The organism is Pseudomonas sp. HN2 (assembly GCF_020736465.1).
In the GTDB taxonomy this organism is placed as follows: domain Bacteria; phylum Pseudomonadota; class Gammaproteobacteria; order Pseudomonadales; family Pseudomonadaceae; genus Aquipseudomonas; species Aquipseudomonas moraviensis_A.
Map to the genome: position 1 here is coordinate 4028208 of NZ_CP085885.1, position 17805 is coordinate 4046012.

At 59.6% G+C, this 17805-nt stretch carries 16 protein-coding genes; 2 read left to right on the forward strand and 14 right to left on the reverse strand.

What is annotated here, in order from left to right; translation table 11 throughout:
• Positions 1–94 precede the first annotated feature (94 nt).
• From LIS66_RS17730 to galE, 6 genes are all read right to left on the reverse strand, one after another.
• A complete protein-coding gene (locus LIS66_RS17730; RefSeq protein WP_227972717.1) occupies positions 95–2173 on the reverse strand; it encodes a YjbH domain-containing protein in 2079 nt (692 codons plus the stop codon).
• Positions 2170–2931: a capsule biosynthesis GfcC family protein gene (locus LIS66_RS17735; protein ID WP_227972718.1), complete on the reverse strand. Its 762-nt coding sequence runs from the start codon at positions 2929–2931 to the stop codon at positions 2170–2172. The genes LIS66_RS17730 and LIS66_RS17735 overlap by 4 nt, the downstream gene beginning before the upstream one ends.
• Positions 2928–3593, reverse strand: coding sequence for a YjbF family lipoprotein (locus LIS66_RS17740; RefSeq protein ID WP_227972719.1), 666 nt, complete (start codon positions 3591–3593; stop codon positions 2928–2930). Before LIS66_RS17740 ends, LIS66_RS17735 begins: the two co-directional genes overlap by 4 nt.
• 12 nt (positions 3594–3605) lie before the next feature.
• Positions 3606–4667, reverse strand: coding sequence for a polysaccharide biosynthesis/export family protein (locus LIS66_RS17745; protein WP_042609067.1), 1062 nt, complete (start codon positions 4665–4667; stop codon positions 3606–3608).
• A 145-nt stretch (positions 4668–4812) separates the two neighbouring features.
• Positions 4813–5049: a hypothetical protein gene (locus LIS66_RS17750; protein WP_016775457.1), complete on the reverse strand. Its 237-nt coding sequence runs from the start codon at positions 5047–5049 to the stop codon at positions 4813–4815.
• 231 nt (positions 5050–5280) lie between these two features.
• Positions 5281–6297: a UDP-glucose 4-epimerase GalE gene (gene galE, locus LIS66_RS17755; protein WP_064361413.1), complete on the reverse strand. Its 1017-nt coding sequence runs from the start codon at positions 6295–6297 to the stop codon at positions 5281–5283.
• A gap of 386 nt (positions 6298–6683) precedes the next feature.
• On the opposite strand from galE, the gene galU reads away from it, so the two are divergent.
• On the forward strand, positions 6684–7517 hold the full coding sequence (gene galU / locus LIS66_RS17760; RefSeq protein WP_042609065.1) for a UTP--glucose-1-phosphate uridylyltransferase GalU: 834 nt from the start codon (positions 6684–6686) through the stop codon (positions 7515–7517).
• A 33-nt stretch (positions 7518–7550) separates the two neighbouring features.
• Entirely contained in the window at positions 7551–7964 is a 414-nt protein-coding gene (locus LIS66_RS17765) for a mannose-1-phosphate guanylyltransferase (RefSeq protein ID WP_123419130.1), read from the forward strand.
• A gap of 115 nt (positions 7965–8079) precedes the next feature.
• On the opposite strand, the gene LIS66_RS17770 is transcribed toward LIS66_RS17765, so the two are convergent.
• The 8 genes from LIS66_RS17770 to LIS66_RS17805 all read right to left on the reverse strand — a co-directional run bounded on the left by LIS66_RS17770 (position 8080) and on the right by LIS66_RS17805 (position 17729).
• Positions 8080–9213, reverse strand: a complete 1134-nt coding sequence (locus LIS66_RS17770) for an SGNH/GDSL hydrolase family protein (protein ID WP_227972720.1) — start codon at positions 9211–9213, stop codon at positions 8080–8082.
• A 177-nt stretch (positions 9214–9390) separates the two neighbouring features.
• Complete coding sequence (locus LIS66_RS17775) at positions 9391–10440, reverse strand: acyltransferase family protein (RefSeq protein WP_227972721.1); 1050 nt, start codon at positions 10438–10440, stop codon at positions 9391–9393.
• 12 nt (positions 10441–10452) lie between these two features.
• Positions 10453–11556, reverse strand: a complete 1104-nt coding sequence (locus LIS66_RS17780) for a hypothetical protein (protein ID WP_024013616.1) — start codon at positions 11554–11556, stop codon at positions 10453–10455.
• Positions 11547–12779 carry a phosphoribosylaminoimidazole carboxylase gene (locus tag LIS66_RS17785; RefSeq protein WP_227972722.1) on the reverse strand — a complete coding sequence of 411 codons (1233 nt, stop codon included), beginning with the start codon at positions 12777–12779 and terminating at the stop codon, positions 11547–11549. The genes LIS66_RS17780 and LIS66_RS17785 overlap by 10 nt, the downstream gene beginning before the upstream one ends.
• Positions 12776–13888 carry a polysaccharide pyruvyl transferase family protein gene (locus tag LIS66_RS17790; RefSeq protein WP_123419126.1) on the reverse strand — a complete coding sequence of 371 codons (1113 nt, stop codon included), beginning with the start codon at positions 13886–13888 and terminating at the stop codon, positions 12776–12778. The genes LIS66_RS17785 and LIS66_RS17790 overlap by 4 nt, the downstream gene beginning before the upstream one ends.
• Positions 13889–13903: 15 nt before the next feature.
• Positions 13904–14986 carry a glycosyltransferase gene (locus tag LIS66_RS17795; protein ID WP_227972723.1) on the reverse strand — a complete coding sequence of 361 codons (1083 nt, stop codon included), beginning with the start codon at positions 14984–14986 and terminating at the stop codon, positions 13904–13906.
• Positions 14987–15026: 40 nt separating this feature from the next.
• On the reverse strand, positions 15027–17249 hold the full coding sequence (locus tag LIS66_RS17800; RefSeq protein WP_227972724.1) for a polysaccharide biosynthesis tyrosine autokinase: 2223 nt from the start codon (positions 17247–17249) through the stop codon (positions 15027–15029).
• Between the two features lie 39 nt (positions 17250–17288).
• Positions 17289–17729 (reverse strand): low molecular weight protein-tyrosine-phosphatase, encoded by a 441-nt coding sequence (locus tag LIS66_RS17805; protein ID WP_016775466.1) that lies wholly within the window; start codon positions 17727–17729, stop codon positions 17289–17291.
• Positions 17730–17805: the final 76 nt, after the last annotated feature.

Sequence of the window (17805 nt, forward strand, 5' to 3'; positions counted from 1 at the left end):
GTAGGTCAGTCAACAACGATGTCGGCTGATCGGACGCTATCGCGAGCAGGCTCACTCCTACAAGGGTTTTGTGTCGGGCTTGGGAGGCCAGCGCTTACTCGGTAATCTTCTCGAAGTTGCGATAGAACATGTCCCCTTCCCGGCTATCCGTCATCGAGTGCAGTTGATAGCTGCGGCTCAGTCGGGCGCCGCCATCTCGGGTCAGTGGCGCCCAGACCAGGTTGGCGCGACGCATGGTCGACATGCTCATCATTTCGTCGAACGGGATCGACAGGTACAGGCCCTTGTCGAAACTACCTTCGCCGTATTCGGCGCTGCTGGCCGTGGTAATGGTCGCCCACGCACCGACGCGCACGCCGTTGAAGAACTCGCGGGAGATGTCCACGGTCGTGCCCCAGTCCCCGGCCAGATAACGACCGACACTGACCGCGGCCAGCGTGTCGAAAGGCAGATCGGTATAGCCAGTGATATGCCCGGTCACCACGGAGTAATCGCGCAACGCGAAGCCTTGATCGAAATCGCGCTGGCGCACCCAGTTCAAATCCGCTCCTACCGACCAGCGTTCGCCTGTCGGGCGGAACAGCACTTCGGCACCGACGCCGGCAAACATCGATTCCAGATAACCGCCATAAACCATGCCGTAGAGATCCTTGTCCAACTGCTCGGCATGGCTGAGCTGGAACAACGGCATGGTCGTGTTGGAGGTGGTCAGGTACTGGCGCAAATCCGTGCGCACGCGCGGTAATCCGCTCGGTGCGTCGTAGACGAATTTGTCGAAGTTGTTGACCAGATTGGCGCTGAGCAAACCGCTCCACCAGGTGTTGCGGTTGAAGCGATATTCCGCGTCCGCGTCGGCACTGAATTGATAGAGCAGACCGTCCGGGCCGCCGACGTTTTGCTTGAAGCCCAGACCGACGCCATAGCTGAAATGCTGCGGCGCTTCGGTGTAGAGGGTTTTCTCGTTGCGCGGCATCGCCGGGTTGATTTCGGTGGTGCGGTGCAGCGACTGCAACGGCTCCTCGTTGTTGATCACCTCGCGAAAGGTCTGGCGCGGCAGGCTGGTTTCTTCCAGCGGCAAGTCGTAGCGCTTGTTGACCACGGTGAACCAGTCGATGTCGTCGTTGACGCTGTTGTCGAGAATCCGGCTCGCGCGGCCGACAGCCTTGGACGAATGAAAATATCGCTGCTGCTCGCCATACACGATCAGCTCGGAATCGCGCTGGCTGATGCGCTCGACCTTGTACCCGGCATTCTGCTGCAGACGCCGCGACACATCGGCCCAGTTGACCTGCTCCATCGAGGTCGTCGGGGCCTTCGCCGGCAACGGTTCGGGCGTCGGGTCGTAGGTCTTGGCCGGGGCGTTGCGGCTGACGAAATTGGTGTGAAAGGTCACGCCGAACATTGCCGTATTGCCCCGTTCCCACGCAGCGCTCAGATCGATCGAATCGGTGACCTTGAACACCGCGCCGAGGTTGATCGGCGAGTCCTGTTTGATTTCGTTGTCCTTCGGCTCGTTCTTGTAATCGTTGCCTTCGAACTCCAGTTTCAGGCTGAGACGATCCCAAGGCGTCTGGTAGCTCACGCCACCGAACAGCGACGGTTTGCCACGAAAGTACGAGCCGGAGTTGACGTCACCGGTGCCTTCAAGGGCCGGGCGGGTATCGAAGCGATTGCTGACGTAGCCCAATGGGTTGTCGAAGTCGCCGCGATTACCGATGTAGCCCCAGGCGATGCCCGCGCTGAAATCGAAATTGTCGAAACGCTTGTTGGCGACGAAGAATTCGCTGGAGAACAAACCGGTACCACCGATATCTCGAAAGCCCAGCGCCACTTCCGGCGCCCAGTGGCTTTCCTGCCACAGGCGCACTTTGGCGTCGACCGCCTTGTCCTTGTAGCTTTGACTGCCGCTCAGGGCCTCCGAGCCATACGGCCGGTTGGTGATCGCGGTGTAGCGAAACGAACCTTCGAGCCAGTCCAGCGGCTGCAACGACACGCTGTAGCGGCTGTAAGGGTCGGTGCGATTGGCGTTGACGCTCAGCTCGCCGGCCGGGGCCATGCGCGCCGTCGGCGTCTGCAACAGGCCGGTGCCACCGAAGTCATTCTGGGTGATGCGCGGCTCGGCGTGGGCCAGACCGCAGGGCAATAACAACACAGCTGCAAAACGTAACTTCAACGAACCACCTCGGCCAGCTGCGTGGCAATGAATTCGGCCAACTGCTGATTCAGTTCAGGAAGAGGCGGATCCAGATCATCATTTTTTATCGGCACCAGAATCCTGCTGCCGGCCACCGGGAACTGTCCGGACTCGCGATTCCAGTGCGCGATACCGACACGCCGCGACACGCCGTTGGGCTGGATCAGCCACAGGTAATCGGCCTCGGCGTCGTCGAGAATCGAGCAACCTTCCAGGTATTCGCGAGCCTCCTGCAACGGCTGATACGGCAGGTGGCACGGCTCGGCGACTGCGCCCAATACCTGCACTTCGTCGACCCGTTTCGGGTAGATCAGCCGATCGCCGTCATCCAGACGAATGTTGCGCGCGAAGCCGACTTCCACGGCCACCGGGTCGAGGTCAGCGATCTGCCGCCCGGTCACCGGCATCTGCCGCACTTCTTCGGCAATGCGCTGTGCCAGTGCTGCGCGGCCTGGCCGGTCGAACAACGTGGCCATGCGCTGCAGCACATCGAGGTCGAACAGCACGCCGACCTTGAGCCGTGTCTGTTCCTCGACCAGCGACTGACGCAACAAACCGCCCGCCAGCCAATAGCCTTCGGCATTGGGCACGGCTTCGCCGATCACATCGAGCAGGCGACCGCCCGGCGGCAGTGCGATCGGCCCGGGATTGGCGACATCGCCGGACACCGTGACGGCGGCCTGACTCGCCCCGGCGATCAGCAGAAAGCCCACCGCGATAAGGCTGAAGCGCTTCACGGCAGGTGCCTGCGATCAGGGGTCAGCTGCACCAGCTTGACGCGCAGTTGCGAGGTCAGCTGTTGCTCGCTCTGCAGAATGAAACCGTCACGTGGGTCGACCCAGTAACGGTTGGTCGCACTGAGGCCGATGGCTGGCGCGTCAATCTGCTCATCGACGCGCAGTACCGAGTAAGCCTTGTCGAGAATCTCCAGGGTCTCGGTGGAACGGCGCGAGAAGCGGCTGTTGACCACCACGCCGACTTCCTGGCCCTTGTACAGGTCGATCCAGCGCCGCGTGGTGTAACCATCGGCAACATGATGCAGGCCTTGCTTGAATGGCGAGTCATCGGCCAGCCGCGTGCCATCCAGATCGCCCTCCAGTCCCAGGCCAATGCTGCGCACGGCAAGGCCATCGCGCAGCAGCAAAACCTGCTTGCCAGAGGCGACCCAGAACTGCAGGTCTTCACGCTCGCGCACCAGCGCCAGCACGCCGGAGCCGGAGGGCGTGGTCAGTTTCAGTTGCGAATAGTTGACCCCGGCAACTTCGGCCGCCGAAACGTCAACTTCATCGGGGCCGACGACGGCGGCCTTGAGGTTGTTCAGCGACGCGCTCATCAGCGGGTTACAGCCGCACAGCAACGACGCCGCCATCAGGCAGACGCCCACTTTCAATAGGTTCACAGTCGGGCGGCCTTATTTGCTGTTGTTGCTGTATTCGCTCCAGTTCTTCGCTGCCGAAGCCCCAGTGCCGACAATCGACGCCGACGGCACCAACTGGCTGATGAAACGGTTCCAGCGAGTGACGTTGGCCGGGCCGACGTAGACGACATCCTGCGGCCGCACCTGGAAGTGCGAAGCCAGTGCCATGGCGGTCGGTGATTCGGCTTCGAGCTGATAGATCTTCGCTGGCTCGACGTCGAGATTTTCTACCCCGCGAATGACGTAGACCGCGTTGCCGTTGGAGCTGGTCTGACTCAGGCCGCCGACCGAACCGAGCACGTCGGAAAGGTTCATGGTCGCAGTCTTGAAGCTCAGCGCGCGTGGCTGGTTGACCTCGCCCATGACGTAGATGCGCTTGTTGTCGTTGTATGGCAGGTACAGCTGATCGCCGCCCTTGAGGTAGACGTTCTGCAGTTCGGAATCCTGCTGATTGAGCGAGTCGAGATTGAGCGGATAGACCCGCCCGTTGCGCGTCAGCAGCAGGCCCGACAAGTCGGCGTTATTGGTGTCGATGCCGGCGGAACCGAGGGCCTCGACCACGCTCAGCGGATTGGTCGAAATCGCTTGCGGGCCGGCCTTCGTTACGGCACCGGTGACCACGACTTTCTGGCTGGCGAAGCGCAACACCGCTACATCGACCTGGGGCTCGGCGATGAATGCCGACAAGCGTTGTTCGATGTCCGCGCGCAGTTGCTGGATGGTCCGGCCAGCGGCCTGGACTTCCTTGATGAACGGGTAATACAGCGTGCCGTCGGAGCGCACCAGGCGGCCGTTGGCATCGATCTGCTGTTGCGCGCCGGAGGGGGCGGTCAGCTCCGGGTGATCCCAGACGGTGATGTACAGAACATCATTGTTGCCGATGCGATATTCCGCCGGCGTTACCAGCAGCTCCGCCGGCAGCGACTCACGCTTTTGCGTGGCGCGGTTCATGGCGATCAGCTTCGGGGTGATCGGAATCAGCTCGACCCGACTGCTTTCGCTGGCGCCCTGGCGGGTGATATCGCTGGTGCTCAGGTACTGACCGGGGGAAAACATGCAACCTTGCAAAGCGAGACTTGCCAACATTAAAAGATAAACACTACGAGTCATAATGGCACTACGCTATTCAAGGGCGAATCCAAAAAACAAAGTCACCCGACTTGCGTCGGGCGACTCTGTACTGCACTAACAAATGTTCCTGTTAGTTATGCGTGCCGGTTGTACCGGTGGTACCTGTCGTACCGGTGGTACCGCCATTGGCACTGCCACCGCTGTTGGACGCCGCTACAGCACTGGCAACCATTGCAGTACTGGCGGCGGGCGCTTGCGAAGCCGCCACACTGCCACCTACATTGGTTACCGCTGTCAACGGCGCTTCAGCTGCGGCAGCCCAGTTGCTCAACATCGTCAACAGGGCAACTGCCATCACTTTTTTCATAACAACTCCTTTCTAACATTCGACCTGTTAAAAAACCGGTCTGTGTCAGAGCTGGTAGCGTTCGAGTCCGCAAAGAGCGCGAACACGATCCGTTGTTCTTTCACAGTCTTACCCAACTGATAAAAGTCGAACGGCAGGTTTATATCTACGGACTTGCAAAAGGCATTGCCAGTGTAATTTCCCGACGTTATCTAACAACCTGACTGAAACTAACATCGGACTAAAAGGCCATCATCGCGAATAACCGTTGGGGTGATTCGATTGCCAGCGCCAAGTGTCGGCGACCATGTCCTGCAAGTTGCGCGTGGCCTTCCAGCCGAGTTCTTTTGCGGCTTTCGAAGCGTCGGCGAAACTTTCGGCAATGTCACCAGCCCGACGCGGCATCATCCGGTACGGCACCGGCCGCCCGCAGGCCTGTTCGAAGGCATGCAGCACTTGCAGCACGCTGTAGCCATCGCCGGTGCCGAGGTTCCAGGTGTGGATGCCGGTGCGTTCACTGATCGACTGCAACGCCTTCAAGTGGCCGTCCGCCAGATCGACGACATGGATGTAATCGCGCACGCCGGTGCCATCGGCTGTCGGGTAATCGTTACCGAAGATCGACAACTCACGCAGGCTGCCGACCGCGACCTGGCTGATATAAGGCACCAGATTGTTCGGAATGCCGTTCGGGTCTTCGCCCATATGCCCGCTGGCATGGGCGCCGATCGGATTGAAGTAGCGCAGCAGTGCGATGCTCCAGCGTGGCTCGGCCAGGCTCAGGTCGCGCAGCACGTTCTCGACGATCAGCTTGGACTGGCCGTAGGGATTGGTCGGATTGCCCGTCGGAAAATCCTCGCGGATCGGCATCTCCTCAGGTTCGCCGTACACCGTCGCCGAGGAACTGAACACCAGTCTGAACACCCCCGCCGCCGCCATCGCCTGACACAGGGTGATGCTGCCGCCGACGTTGGTTTCGTAGTATTCGAGCGGCTTGCGCACGCTCTCGCCCACGGCTTTCAGCCCGGCGAAATGCAGCACGGCGTCGATCTGATGTTCGCGGAAAATACGATCCAGCAATGGGCGATCGCAAACATCGCCGCGAATCATCCACGGGCTTTTGCCGCAAATGGCTTCAACGGCGTGGAGTGCCGCATCGCTGCTGTTACAAAGATTATCCAGAACGACAACTTCATAACCTGCTTCAAGCAATGCAAGTGTGGTATGCGAGCCGATATAGCCGGCGCCACCCGTTACTAGAATCTTCATAGCGCGATCCGTCATTGAATAAATACCCGGTAGCGTGTCAAGCCTTGCCTGGTGGATATGCGGGGCAATTCACACAAACAAGGCGACAACAACCTCAAACAAATTTAGTTCAACCACTGGCAATAAATATTTTCGCCGGTCAAACTATCTGCGGGTACTTATTAGCACTCCCCGTGCACTTATCACTATCAACGGATACCGACTAAAAATAACTTAAAACACAGTAGTCGACATCTCATAACATTAACGCCTTTTAACGGCGCAACTAATTGCCACCCACAGCCTGACTCGGGTATTAAAGTAAGCCTTCAATAATCATTGAAACTTGCCGCCACTCTCTGGTGCGCAACCGTCGCCTGTGTTCCATGACTGTCCAGGATACTTTTATGATTCGTAAATGTTTGTTCCCCGCTGCCGGCTATGGCACGCGTTTCTTGCCGGCAACCAAAGCCATGCCGAAAGAGATGCTGCCGATCGTCAACAAGCCGTTGATCGAATACGCCGTTGAAGAAGCACGGGACGCCGGTCTGCAACACATGGCCATCGTCACCGGCCGGGGCAAACGCGCGCTGGAAGACCACTTCGACATCAGCTACGAACTCGAGCACCAGATTCGCGGCACGGAGAAAGAGAAATTCCTGGCCGGCACCCGTGAGCTGATCGACACCTGCACCTTCTCTTACACCCGTCAGGTGGAAATGAAAGGTCTGGGTCACGCGATTCTCAGCGGCCGTCCGTTGATCGGCGACGAGCCGTTTGCCGTGGTACTGGCCGACGACCTGTGCCTGAACCTCGAAGGCGACGGCGTGCTGTCGCAAATGATCCAGCTGTACAAGAAATTCCGCTGCTCGATCGTTGCCATCCAGGAAGTCCCGGCCGACCAGACTCACAAGTACGGCGTGATTGCCGGCGAGCTGATTTCCGACGGCATCTACCGGGTCAACAACATGGTGGAAAAACCGGCACCGCAGGATGCGCCGTCGAACCTGGCGATCATTGGGCGCTACATCCTTACGCCGGATATCTTCGACCTGATCGCCGACACCGAACCGGGCAAGGGCGGCGAAATCCAGATCACCGACGCCTTGATGAAACAGGCGCAGAACGGCTGCGTGCTGGCGTACAAATTCAAAGGCCTGCGCTTCGATTGCGGCGACGCCGAGGGTTATCTGCAGGCGACCAACTTCTGCTACGACAACGTGTACCTCAAGGGCCGCTGAGACGGCTTTCCACTTCCCCACAGGCAGGCAACCATGAACATTGCACAACATTCGACAGAGATTGAACGTGAGGTGGGCAACCTCGGGGTGATGAGCTGGTTGTCGCGCCATCAACCGCTGCCCAGCGCCAACGAAACCTGGCTGGGCACGATTCTGCTGGTGGAGCGGATCGGTGTGTTTCCTGCGTCCGGCGATATTCGCCGGCCGATGCGCGATCCCTACCCGCTGCTCGCGCACCTGAAGGCGCTATACGGTGGACAAGCGCTGGAGATGGACGACCGCGATGGCCTGAAAGTGATCTTCAGCGACTGGCGCTTTCGCGTGCGCATCTGCTGCAACGACCCGGCGATCATCATCAACGTCGAAACCCGTTGTGATGCACGGTTGATGCCGCAGAAGCTTGACGAACTGCTGGGGCTCATCGACGCCTTCAAGCACGACGCCTGATCACCCGGGCTTCACGCCAATCCATTGTGGGAGCGAGCCTGCTCGCGAAAGCGGTGGCACAGTCAGCACTTCGGTATCTGACACGGCGCCTTCGCGAGCAGGCTCGCTCCCACATTCAGATTTTTGCAGCGCTGCCGCACCCAGTCTCGTGCCCCATAATCCAGCCATAAAAATAATCGGCAATCACCTTCCCGCCCGTGGCCGGCAATGGATGAATCCTGTCCGGGCCGATCATCGCGCTGGCGTAGCGTTTGACGTCGGGGCCGAATGCGCATTGCAGGTTGGCGAATCCGAGATGCTGTTCACGCGCCCAAGGCTCGAGCACCTGCGCATAGGCCGACATCGGGTAAGCGCTGGAACGCGTGGTGTCCTGGCGCATGATCAGGTTGATGCTCGCCGCTGGCTGGATCTCGCGCAGCATGCTCACCAGGCCCTGAACGTTCTGCAGATACTGCGCAGGCTTGACGCCAAAACCCTGATCGTTGCCGCCGAGCATGATCAGGTAAACGTCGGCCGGAATCTTCGACACCACGGCTTTCCATTGCGTCTGCCACTGCGGATCGGCGTGATAGAAATCGGCCGATGCCGCACCTGACGCCGCCAGTTTCGACACCCGCACACCCTTCTGCTCGTTGCCCAGCCACAGGCCGAACAGCGTCGGCGCGCCTTTCACCACTTCCAGTTTGAATGACCAGTCTGCGGCTGATGGAGCACCGGGTAGCGCGACTTCCTGAACGCCCGAGCCTGCGAGCTGCAACGGGCGCCAGTCTTGCGTGGGCGACCAGCGATAGCGCAGTTCGTCGGATCCGCCGTTACCCACATACAACAGTTTCGCCTGAGTCACCGCGGTATCGATGCGCGGCGAAGGGTTGGCATCCACCTGCAACCAGGCGCCAGGTTTGCCGCTGATCGTGCGACTGTCCGGGCTGGCCTGGCCCAGCTCGGAAACCTTCCAGTCGCCACCGAAGTATTTGTCGCTGCTGCGGGTGTATTTGAAATGCGTGCCGCCCAGCGCCGCGCCGTGATTGAACCCGACGTAACCGGGGCCGGCGAAACCCACCTCGGCAGCCACTCGTTGCACCAGTTTGTTCAGGTAAAAATCCTGCCCGGCGGTGTAGCTGTCGCCGATCACCGAAACGGACAACACCTTGCCGGCCTTGCCCTCGCGCCATTGCGCAAAACGTTCGCTGGCATCCTCTACCGTGATGGCCGAGGTGGCGACTGGTTGAGGGGCGTCTACTGGCATCATTCAATATTTCCTTTGTCCGGGATGGCCCTTTCGCGAGCAGGCTCGCTCCCACAAGGATGTGTGACTTGCACGGATCCACTGTAGGAGCTGACGAGTGCAACGAGGCTGCGATCTTTTGATCTTCGCAAGCCACGACAAAAGATCAAAAGATCGCAGCCTCGTTTCACTCGTCAGCTCCTACAGGGATGATTGCGTGTGTACCACGGGGGTGACGGGCGCCAACGGTTTCTTACTCGCCGCGCGCTCGCCAAGGAACAACACCGAGGTGAAGTTGAACCGACTGAACACCATCGCCAACACCACCGGCCCGAGCAAACCGCTGCTCAAACCACCGAGCACCAGCAAGCTTTCATCTTTCACGCCCATGCGTCCCAGCACAAACCGCGAGGTCGCCGCGAACAGCACATGAAACAGGAAAATCGCATAGGAATATCCGCCCAGCCAGGTCAGCGCTTTCGAGCGCATGTCACTGGACAGCAACGCGATGCAAGACACACACCCCACCGCCAGACCGATCACACTGCGACGATCGACAATCAGCTCACGATCGATCGCCGCGACATACAGCAACGTCAGCGAAATCAGCACAAACAGCAGCGGGCCGAGCACCTTGAAACGCTGCTTCAAAACATCGACATTTTCCTGGCCAATCATCCCCGCGACGAAAAACGGTAGCAGGTATATCGCACCGTTGATGCCGAACGCATCCAGCGGCAACGGCGGCAGCAGGAACAACACCGCCGCAAACGCAAACAACCCATACAACCGCGTCGCTGAACGCAGCAGGCCGCGCCATTCCAGCAAGCCGACGAAGATGAAAATGATGAACACCGCCTGCAGGAACCAGAAGTGGTTGATCGGCACCCAGAACGACAACAGCGCATCGATCACGCCGACGTCCTTGTTCACCCCCGGCCCCACCGCTTGCAGCACCGAGAACGGCACGCCGACGCACAGCAGTGGCACGATCAACCGACGCACCTTGCCGCTAAAGAACGCGGAAAAGTCATTGCCGCGAATCTTGTAGATCGAATAGATGTAGCCGGAGATAAAGGTGAACAGCGGCATGCGCACGTACACCATCGAGTCGGCGATGACCCGGAACGGCGAGCCGATGTCGATCTTCAAGCCGCCGCCCAGCGGGCCGATGACGTGATAGAGCACCAGCAGCAGGCACGCCAGGCCGCGCAAAGTTTCGATCTCCAGGGATTTTTTCTTGCTCGACATAGAGCACCTGCCTTAAGTGAGAATGCGTGATTCAACCTGCGCCGGCTTGTTCGCGCGCAGCATCAAGCCCAGGCCGACGAACAACACCGGCACGACCATCGAGAAGTGGCGGGCGAAGGAGCCGAAGTCCGGCTCGAACAAGCCTTGCACCAACAGAAACGCCAGCGGAATCGCGATCAGCTCCTTGGGTTTGGTCTGGATCGGCGCTCCCTTGTAGTCGGTCGACGTGATGACTTTGAACAGCAGCAGCGCGGTCATGATCATCAGCGCGACGAAGATCACCTGCCCCGGCCCGGACAGCAGAATCAGCTCCACAGGGAACGACAGGCGGAAGAAAATGATCATCGAGTCCAGCGCCTGGGAGACGAAGTCGCTGCCGCTGAGCCACGAGACGATCAGCGACTTCGAACCCTCTTCGCCCGCCGTGCGCAGTTCGTTGTTGCTAGCGCGAATCGACGACACGGGAAAGCCCAGCGCCAGCTGAATGGCCATGGCCACCGCCAGATAAAACAGGAACAGCATCAGAAAGAAGGTGAAGCGCGACACGTACTTTTTCATCACACAGACGCCGACCCACGACAGCGAAAACAGAATCCAGTACGGCCGGATCAGCACGCCATAAATCACCGCCGAGAGAAAAAACCCGCCGCGATACTTGCGCGTCAATGCGCTGAGCAGAATGCTCAACACCGCCACCGAGACGATGATTTCCTTGGTCAGGTTCTCGAGGAAAAACGAACGCACGATGCCCCACAGACACAGGGTGCCGAAGATGGTCAGCGGCATGCGCCGGAACACCACCACCGGAATCGCCGTGAGGAAGAAATTGCAGAACATGCCGTAGGCCCAGGCATTGGTCAGGTTGATCCCGGTGGGCCGCAGCAGGAACGCCGAACACTCGTAGGACGAACGATCCGGCGAGAACGGGTTCCAGAAATTGCAGTTGTCCGCACGCGCATACGACGACCACAGGGTCATCGCATCCGGCCCCGGATCGCGTGGCACCAGCAGCGGCATCGCCACTGACAGGAACAGCCCGGTGAACAGGATCAGAAAGGAAATCGACGAATCGAATTTGCGCCCGCGAAATTCGATGCGCGGCAGTTTCAGGCCCATGACAGCGCAGCCTTTTTCGCGCCGGTGACGCGGGTCAATAACGCGATCACGCCAAGCTGCACGACGATGGCAAACACGTTGCCCCACGCCGCGCCATAGATAGAGTAATGCTTGATCAGCATGTAACTGACCGGCACCGAAATCAGCAGACAGAGGGCCGCGCTGGCCAGCGACACCCGACTGTTCTTCGAGGCAATCAAACCGCCCCAGACGATGTCGCCGATTGCACGCAAGGCGAAAGAAAAAATCAGCACCGCGAGGAGAGCGTTATCCGGACGCGGCACGCTGCTGGCGACGTAATCGAGCACCAGGTTGAAAAACACATAGATCGCCACGGCCACAACCGCGGAGACCACCAGCGAGCGCATGACCCATTTATTCACGAACAGTTGCCTGACCGTGAACGCCTGCTGATCCGCCTGAAAACGCTTGGCCAGCACCGGGATGCCGACCACCGCCACTACTGCATACGACAACGCCTGCAAAGTGTTGGCCGCCGACCACGCGTAGACATATTTTCCGAGGCTGGCGTAGGGTTCCAGATCGATGATCAGAAAGCGTTCGGCGTACTGACTCAGGGCGATCAGACCGGTGCCGAGATAGAACGGCAACCCGGCCTTCCACACCGTCGCGGTGTCCAGCACCGCTGCCTCGCGACCCTTGTGCACGTTCACCACGATCAGGTATCCGGCGATGATCACCAGCACGTTGGCGGCGACCCACAGCCACAAGACGCTGGCGATGCCCGCGACCCAGCCGAGCATCATGCCGCCGACCGCCAACATGGCCCAAAGGCCGGTCTTGATGAAGAACAGCAAGGCACCGGCGGTGGCTTTCTGTGCGGAGAACACAAAGGAATTGATTTCGAACGACAGGTGCTCGGTGAGCAGCACCAGGGTCACGCAAAGGATCAAGGTGGCGGTTGCTTCGACCGACTGAAACAGCGAATAGATCAGCACGGTCAGCACCGACAACAACAGCCCCACTGCCAGGTACAGCAGCAGGACTTTGTCGACCACCCGCCGCGAACTGCCGCCGACGCTGATCAGCCGATTGATCTCGGAACTGAAGCCGACGCTGTAGAACTTCGAAGCGATCAGCGACGCCGCGACCACCACGCCGTAAAAACCCAGCGCCTCGTACCCGAGGTAATGGGTGATGGCCAACACCAGCAAGAACTTCGCCCCCAACGCTCCGCCGCGAAGCAACAGCCGAAATATCATCGAACGACACCCTTGATGATCTCGTCCATCGCAACGGTTTTCGCCTCGATCTCGCGGCAGGTGTCGGTCAGACGCTTGCCGAAATCCGCCAGCGCATTCGGTGCGTAAACAGTATTGATGATGGTGTCGACGTCGATGTCGCCGCCGTTGATGACCCAGTCCTCGACGCCCATGTCCTGATAGGCGCCAAAGCCTTTGCGCTCGTAGCTGATGTGGTACGCCGGCACGCCGGAGAGCAGCGATTCGATGGCGCCGTGCAGACGCACCGAGATCACCAGGTCCGGTTGATATTTGGCGATGGTTGCCTTCAGCGACAGCAGGTCTTCGTTGATGCCCAGCTCGCGGTAGAACGCGCCGTCATCGTTGCCACGCACCGCGCTTTGCACGGCGCAGACCACTTTGCTTTTGTTCTTCAGACGCTGCAGCAGCAGTTTCAGGTTGGCCACGTAGGCGACCTTCTTTTCTTTGCTCCACTCCGGCGGCTTGCGCAGCACCACGCACACTGTCGTCGGCGAGGCGGCGCAGCGGGTGAATTTCGGTTGCTGAAGAATCTTGCCTGCCAGCGATTGCACCGCCAGATCCGGCGCGCGATAGACGTTTTCGCAAGCGTCGAAAATCGCCGAGGAGCGGTTGTCGCGCACGAACACCGCATCGGCGCTGGCGTAATGCTCAACGATCTTGTTGCTCTCGCCATGGAACGGACCAATGCTCTGCGGCAGGTACACCGACGGCACCTTGCTGAGGATCGCCGTTTCCAGTTGCTTGGCGTGGCCAAGCTTCAGCTTGATGTGCTCGAACGCGCTCTTCGAACGCATGTAGCCACCGCCGACACCGACGATCAGATCGGTCTTCTTCAGCAGCTCGGCGAGCCCGGCGTAGGACTGATTGAGAAACACCGCTTGCTTGACCCGGCCCAGGCCTTTGGCCGCCATCACCGGCGCATCGAAACGCGGGTGCGGCAGGTAGCTGAACGACTCGGGATCGGACGCCACGACATTGATCGCGGTGTCTTCACCGAAGTTACGCTGCACCAGAGCAATGGCCAGATCGACAAGCAGACCGTCACCGGAGTTGGACGCACTGTAGCCATGCAAAATCGTTACGTTCATAAGCTTGAGTTCTACTTAATAAGTGGGAGCGTGATACAGGTCGTAGGTCTGACGGATCATCAATGCGGCGCTGAAGCGTTCGCGGACGATGCTCCGGCCTTCGTTGCCGAGGTCGAGCAGGCGCGGCTTCTGGATGATCGTCAACACGTCGGCCAGCGCCTGGTGGTCGCCGGACGGAAAGACGTAGCCGGACACTTCATTGGTGACCAGTTCCGGCAGCGAGGTGCAGTTGCTGGCAATCACCGGCAGCCCCATGGCCATGCCTTCCAGCGGCACCATGGCGAAGCCTTCCCAGCGACTGGGCACGATCAGCGCATCGGCCTTCTGATACAGCGCCTGCACTTCGCTCGGGGTCACCCAGGGCAGGTACTCGACCGAATCCATCGGCGGGCACTCCACCGAATCCTCGTTGACCGCACTGCCGACCACGGTCAGTTTCAGGTCGTTGCGATTGACCTTGGCGTAGGCCTTGAGCAGCACGTCGAAACCTTTCTGATAGTCCAGGCGTCCGACAAACAGCAGATGAATCGGGTCTGCGCCAGCACGCTTCGGCGCCTCGTCCTTGTGGTGAATGCCGTTGTAGATCAGCTTCATGCGCTTGCGCTCGATGCCGAAGCGCGCAGCTTTGTCGAGTTCGTACTGGCTGACGCAGATGATCACGTCGGTGACTTTCTGCAGCACCCGTTCGATCCACGCGTAGACCTTCTGCTTGGTCGGCGAGCTTTCCATCAGGAACGAAAACGCGTGCGGGCAATAGACGATTTTCGGCTTGCGCCACGGCCGCAACAGCACGCAGACACAACGGCCAATCACCCCGGAAAAAGTGCTGTGCAGGTGCACGATGTCGGGTTTTTCCTTGAGCAGCACCTGGCTCAGGCGCCAGGCGAAACGCAGCAGCGACGTCACGTTACGGCCACTGCGCGGGAAGGTGCGCACCTGCTGGGGCGCGATGCCGTGCAGTTCTTTGGCCTGATCCTCCGGGACCAGATAGACCAGTTGATAATTCGCCGTGTCGTCGTCAGGCGATGCCGAAATCGTACGGATCACCGTCGCCACGCCACCTTTGATCGTCTCTGCCACGTGCAGTATTTTTTTCACAGCTCACCCACTTCAAACAGGAAAGAACAATCGGCAACCATCAGGATTTGTCGGACGCGTATTCGTAGTTGTAATAGCCAGTGCCGCCGTAATAGCTGGCGGCACGCTTCTCGACGCCGTTGAACACCGCGCCTTTCAACTCGATGCCGTTCTGGGCGAAGCGGCGAATGGTCAGTTCGATCTCTTTGGCCGGGTTCACGCCGAAGCGGGTGACGATCAGGCTGATGCCGGCCTCACGACCGACGATGGCGGCATCGGTCACCGCCAGCAGTGGCGGCGTGTCGATGATCACCAGGTCATAGCGCTCGCTGAGTTGCGCCAGCAGCTCACGGAAGTTGGCGTGCATCAGCAACTCGGAAGGATTGGGCGGCACCTGTCCCCGGCTGATGAAATGCAGGTTGTCGATCTCGACAGTGTTGATCGCCTGCTCGAGGGTGCAGCGCTTGACCAGCAGGTCGGACAGACCGTTGCTGATCGGTGTGTTGAGGGTTTTGTGCAGATGCCCTTTGCGCATGTCGGCGTCGATCAGCACCACGCGCTGGCCGCTCAGGGCCATGACCGCCGCGAGGTTGGACGAGACAAAAGTCTTGCCGACCTGCGGGCTCGGCCCGGAAATCATGATGCGGTTGTTGGTCGAGTCGAGCCCGGCAAAGTGCAGGCACGTGCGCAGGCTGCGGATCGATTCGATCGACAGATCGGTCGGATTGCGCAGCGCCAGCAAGTAGGCCGGTTTATCAACGCCATCCCGGGCGCGGCCCTTTTTACTGTCCTCTTCCTCCTGCAAGGCACTGTAGGGAATCGACGCATAAACCGGCAGGCCCAACTGCTCGATGCCCTCCGGGCCTTCGAGGCCTCGACTGAGGGATTTGCGCAGCAACACCACGGCCACGCCGATGAACGCACCGAGCAACGTCGCGATCAGCACGATCAGCGGTTTCTTCGGTTTGATCGGGCTGGTCAGGTCGACGTCAGCGGTGTCGATCAAACGTACATTGCCAACGGCCCCGGCGCGGACGATGTCCAGCTCCTGGGATTTGTTCAGCAACTGCGTGTAGATCTGCGAAGCCACTTCAACGTCGCGGGTCAGGTTGAGCAATTCCTGCTGGGTGGCGGGCAGGTCCTGAACCTTGCCTTCGAGGGATTTCTGCTGCTGGGTCAACTCGCCGATCTGCGTCATCAGGGCGCGATACGCCGGGTGCTGTTTGGTGAACTTGCGATCGAGCTCGGCCTGCTGCATTTTCAGTTCGGAGATGCGCGTTTCCAGCGCCACCGACTGGCCCAGCACCGACTGGGTTTCCAGTGAGATATTCACGGTCTTGCCATGGGTCTGGTAGGCATTCAAGGCGTCGCTGGCCTTGGCCAGATCGCGTTTGACCTGCGGCAACTGACTCTGCAGGAACGCCAGGCTTTGCGCGGCCTCCGCCGAGGTGCGGCGCACGTTTTGCTCGACGTAGAGCGAGGCGATCTTGTTGAGAATCTTCACCGCTTCGCCAGCGTCCGAGCTGGCCAGCGCCAGACGAATGATCCCCGACTCCTTGCCTTGCTCGGAAATATCCAGCGCGTCCTGATAGCCCTGAATGGTCACGATCCGTGGATTGCGCACCACTTGAAAACGCGTACCCGGGTTGGCCGCCAGTTGCGCGATCTGCCCTTCTACACCGTCGTTGGCAAACGCTTCACCGGCCACACCTTCGGCGAGCAGATTGTCGTTCTCATCGAACAACTGGAAGCGCTGTTGCTCGCCGGCGATCAGGGTGAGTTTCTTGCCGAGCAGGTCTTTCGGCAATTCCAGTCGTGTGAACTCCAGACGCTCACCGCCCCAGGCATAACTGCTCAGACCGAAGCGCGGCGGCGCTACGCTGGTCTCGCTTTCGCCGCGATAGCGCCGCGAAAGAAAGCCGCCGATCAACGGAAACGTGTTGGGAGTGACGTCGATATCCAGGCGCAGGTCATCAACGGTTTTGCCGATTACCGCGCGGGATTTGATGATGCCGATTTCGGTCACCGATGGCGATTGCCCACCGAGCATGCTGTTGAGGTCGGAGAAACCGAGCATGTCGTTCTTTTTCGGTTCGACCTGCACCAGCGCGTTCGCCAGATACACCGGCGTCGCCAGCACCGCATAGGCGACGCCAGTGACCATGAAGGCACCGGTCAGCGCGCCGATCAGCCACTTCTGGTCGATCAGGCTGCCAAAGATGCCGAGCAGATCAATACTGTCTTGATCATTGTCGCGGGAGCCGATTACGGACGGTAACTGCATAAGTCTGTTCTTACCATTCACTGTTCTGAAGAATATTCATCAATGCCCGAGACGCTTTGCCCATGAACTAACAGCATCTTCAATCAATGCGTGGGCATGAATAAAAGCGGCCTTGCCTTGACGATACGGGTCATGTATTTCGCGCTCGCTCTGCCATTTGCCGAGCAGAAACACTTTGCCTCTGGCGTGCGAGGCAATCTTCAGCACTTGATTGACGTGGGCCTTTTCCATGACCAGGATCAGATCCGAGTCATTGACGATGTCCGAAGTCAGTTGCCGCGCCTTGAACGCCTCGGCGCAGTGCCCGTGTTCTTCGAGAACCTGCCGCGCCGAGGCTTCGACGCCCTCGCCCACGCGGGCGGACAGGCCAGCGGAGGACACCGTGATGGCGGACGGGCCCAGCGCGTTGCGCAGCAGCAGTTCAGCCGTCGGACTTCGGCATATATTGCCTACGCAGACAACGAGGATCTTTTTGAACAAGTCTTGCTTTCCTGTGTAATATCAAACAGCCAACATGCCGTGAAAGTTAATGAACCCCCACGACTTTCCTGCACTC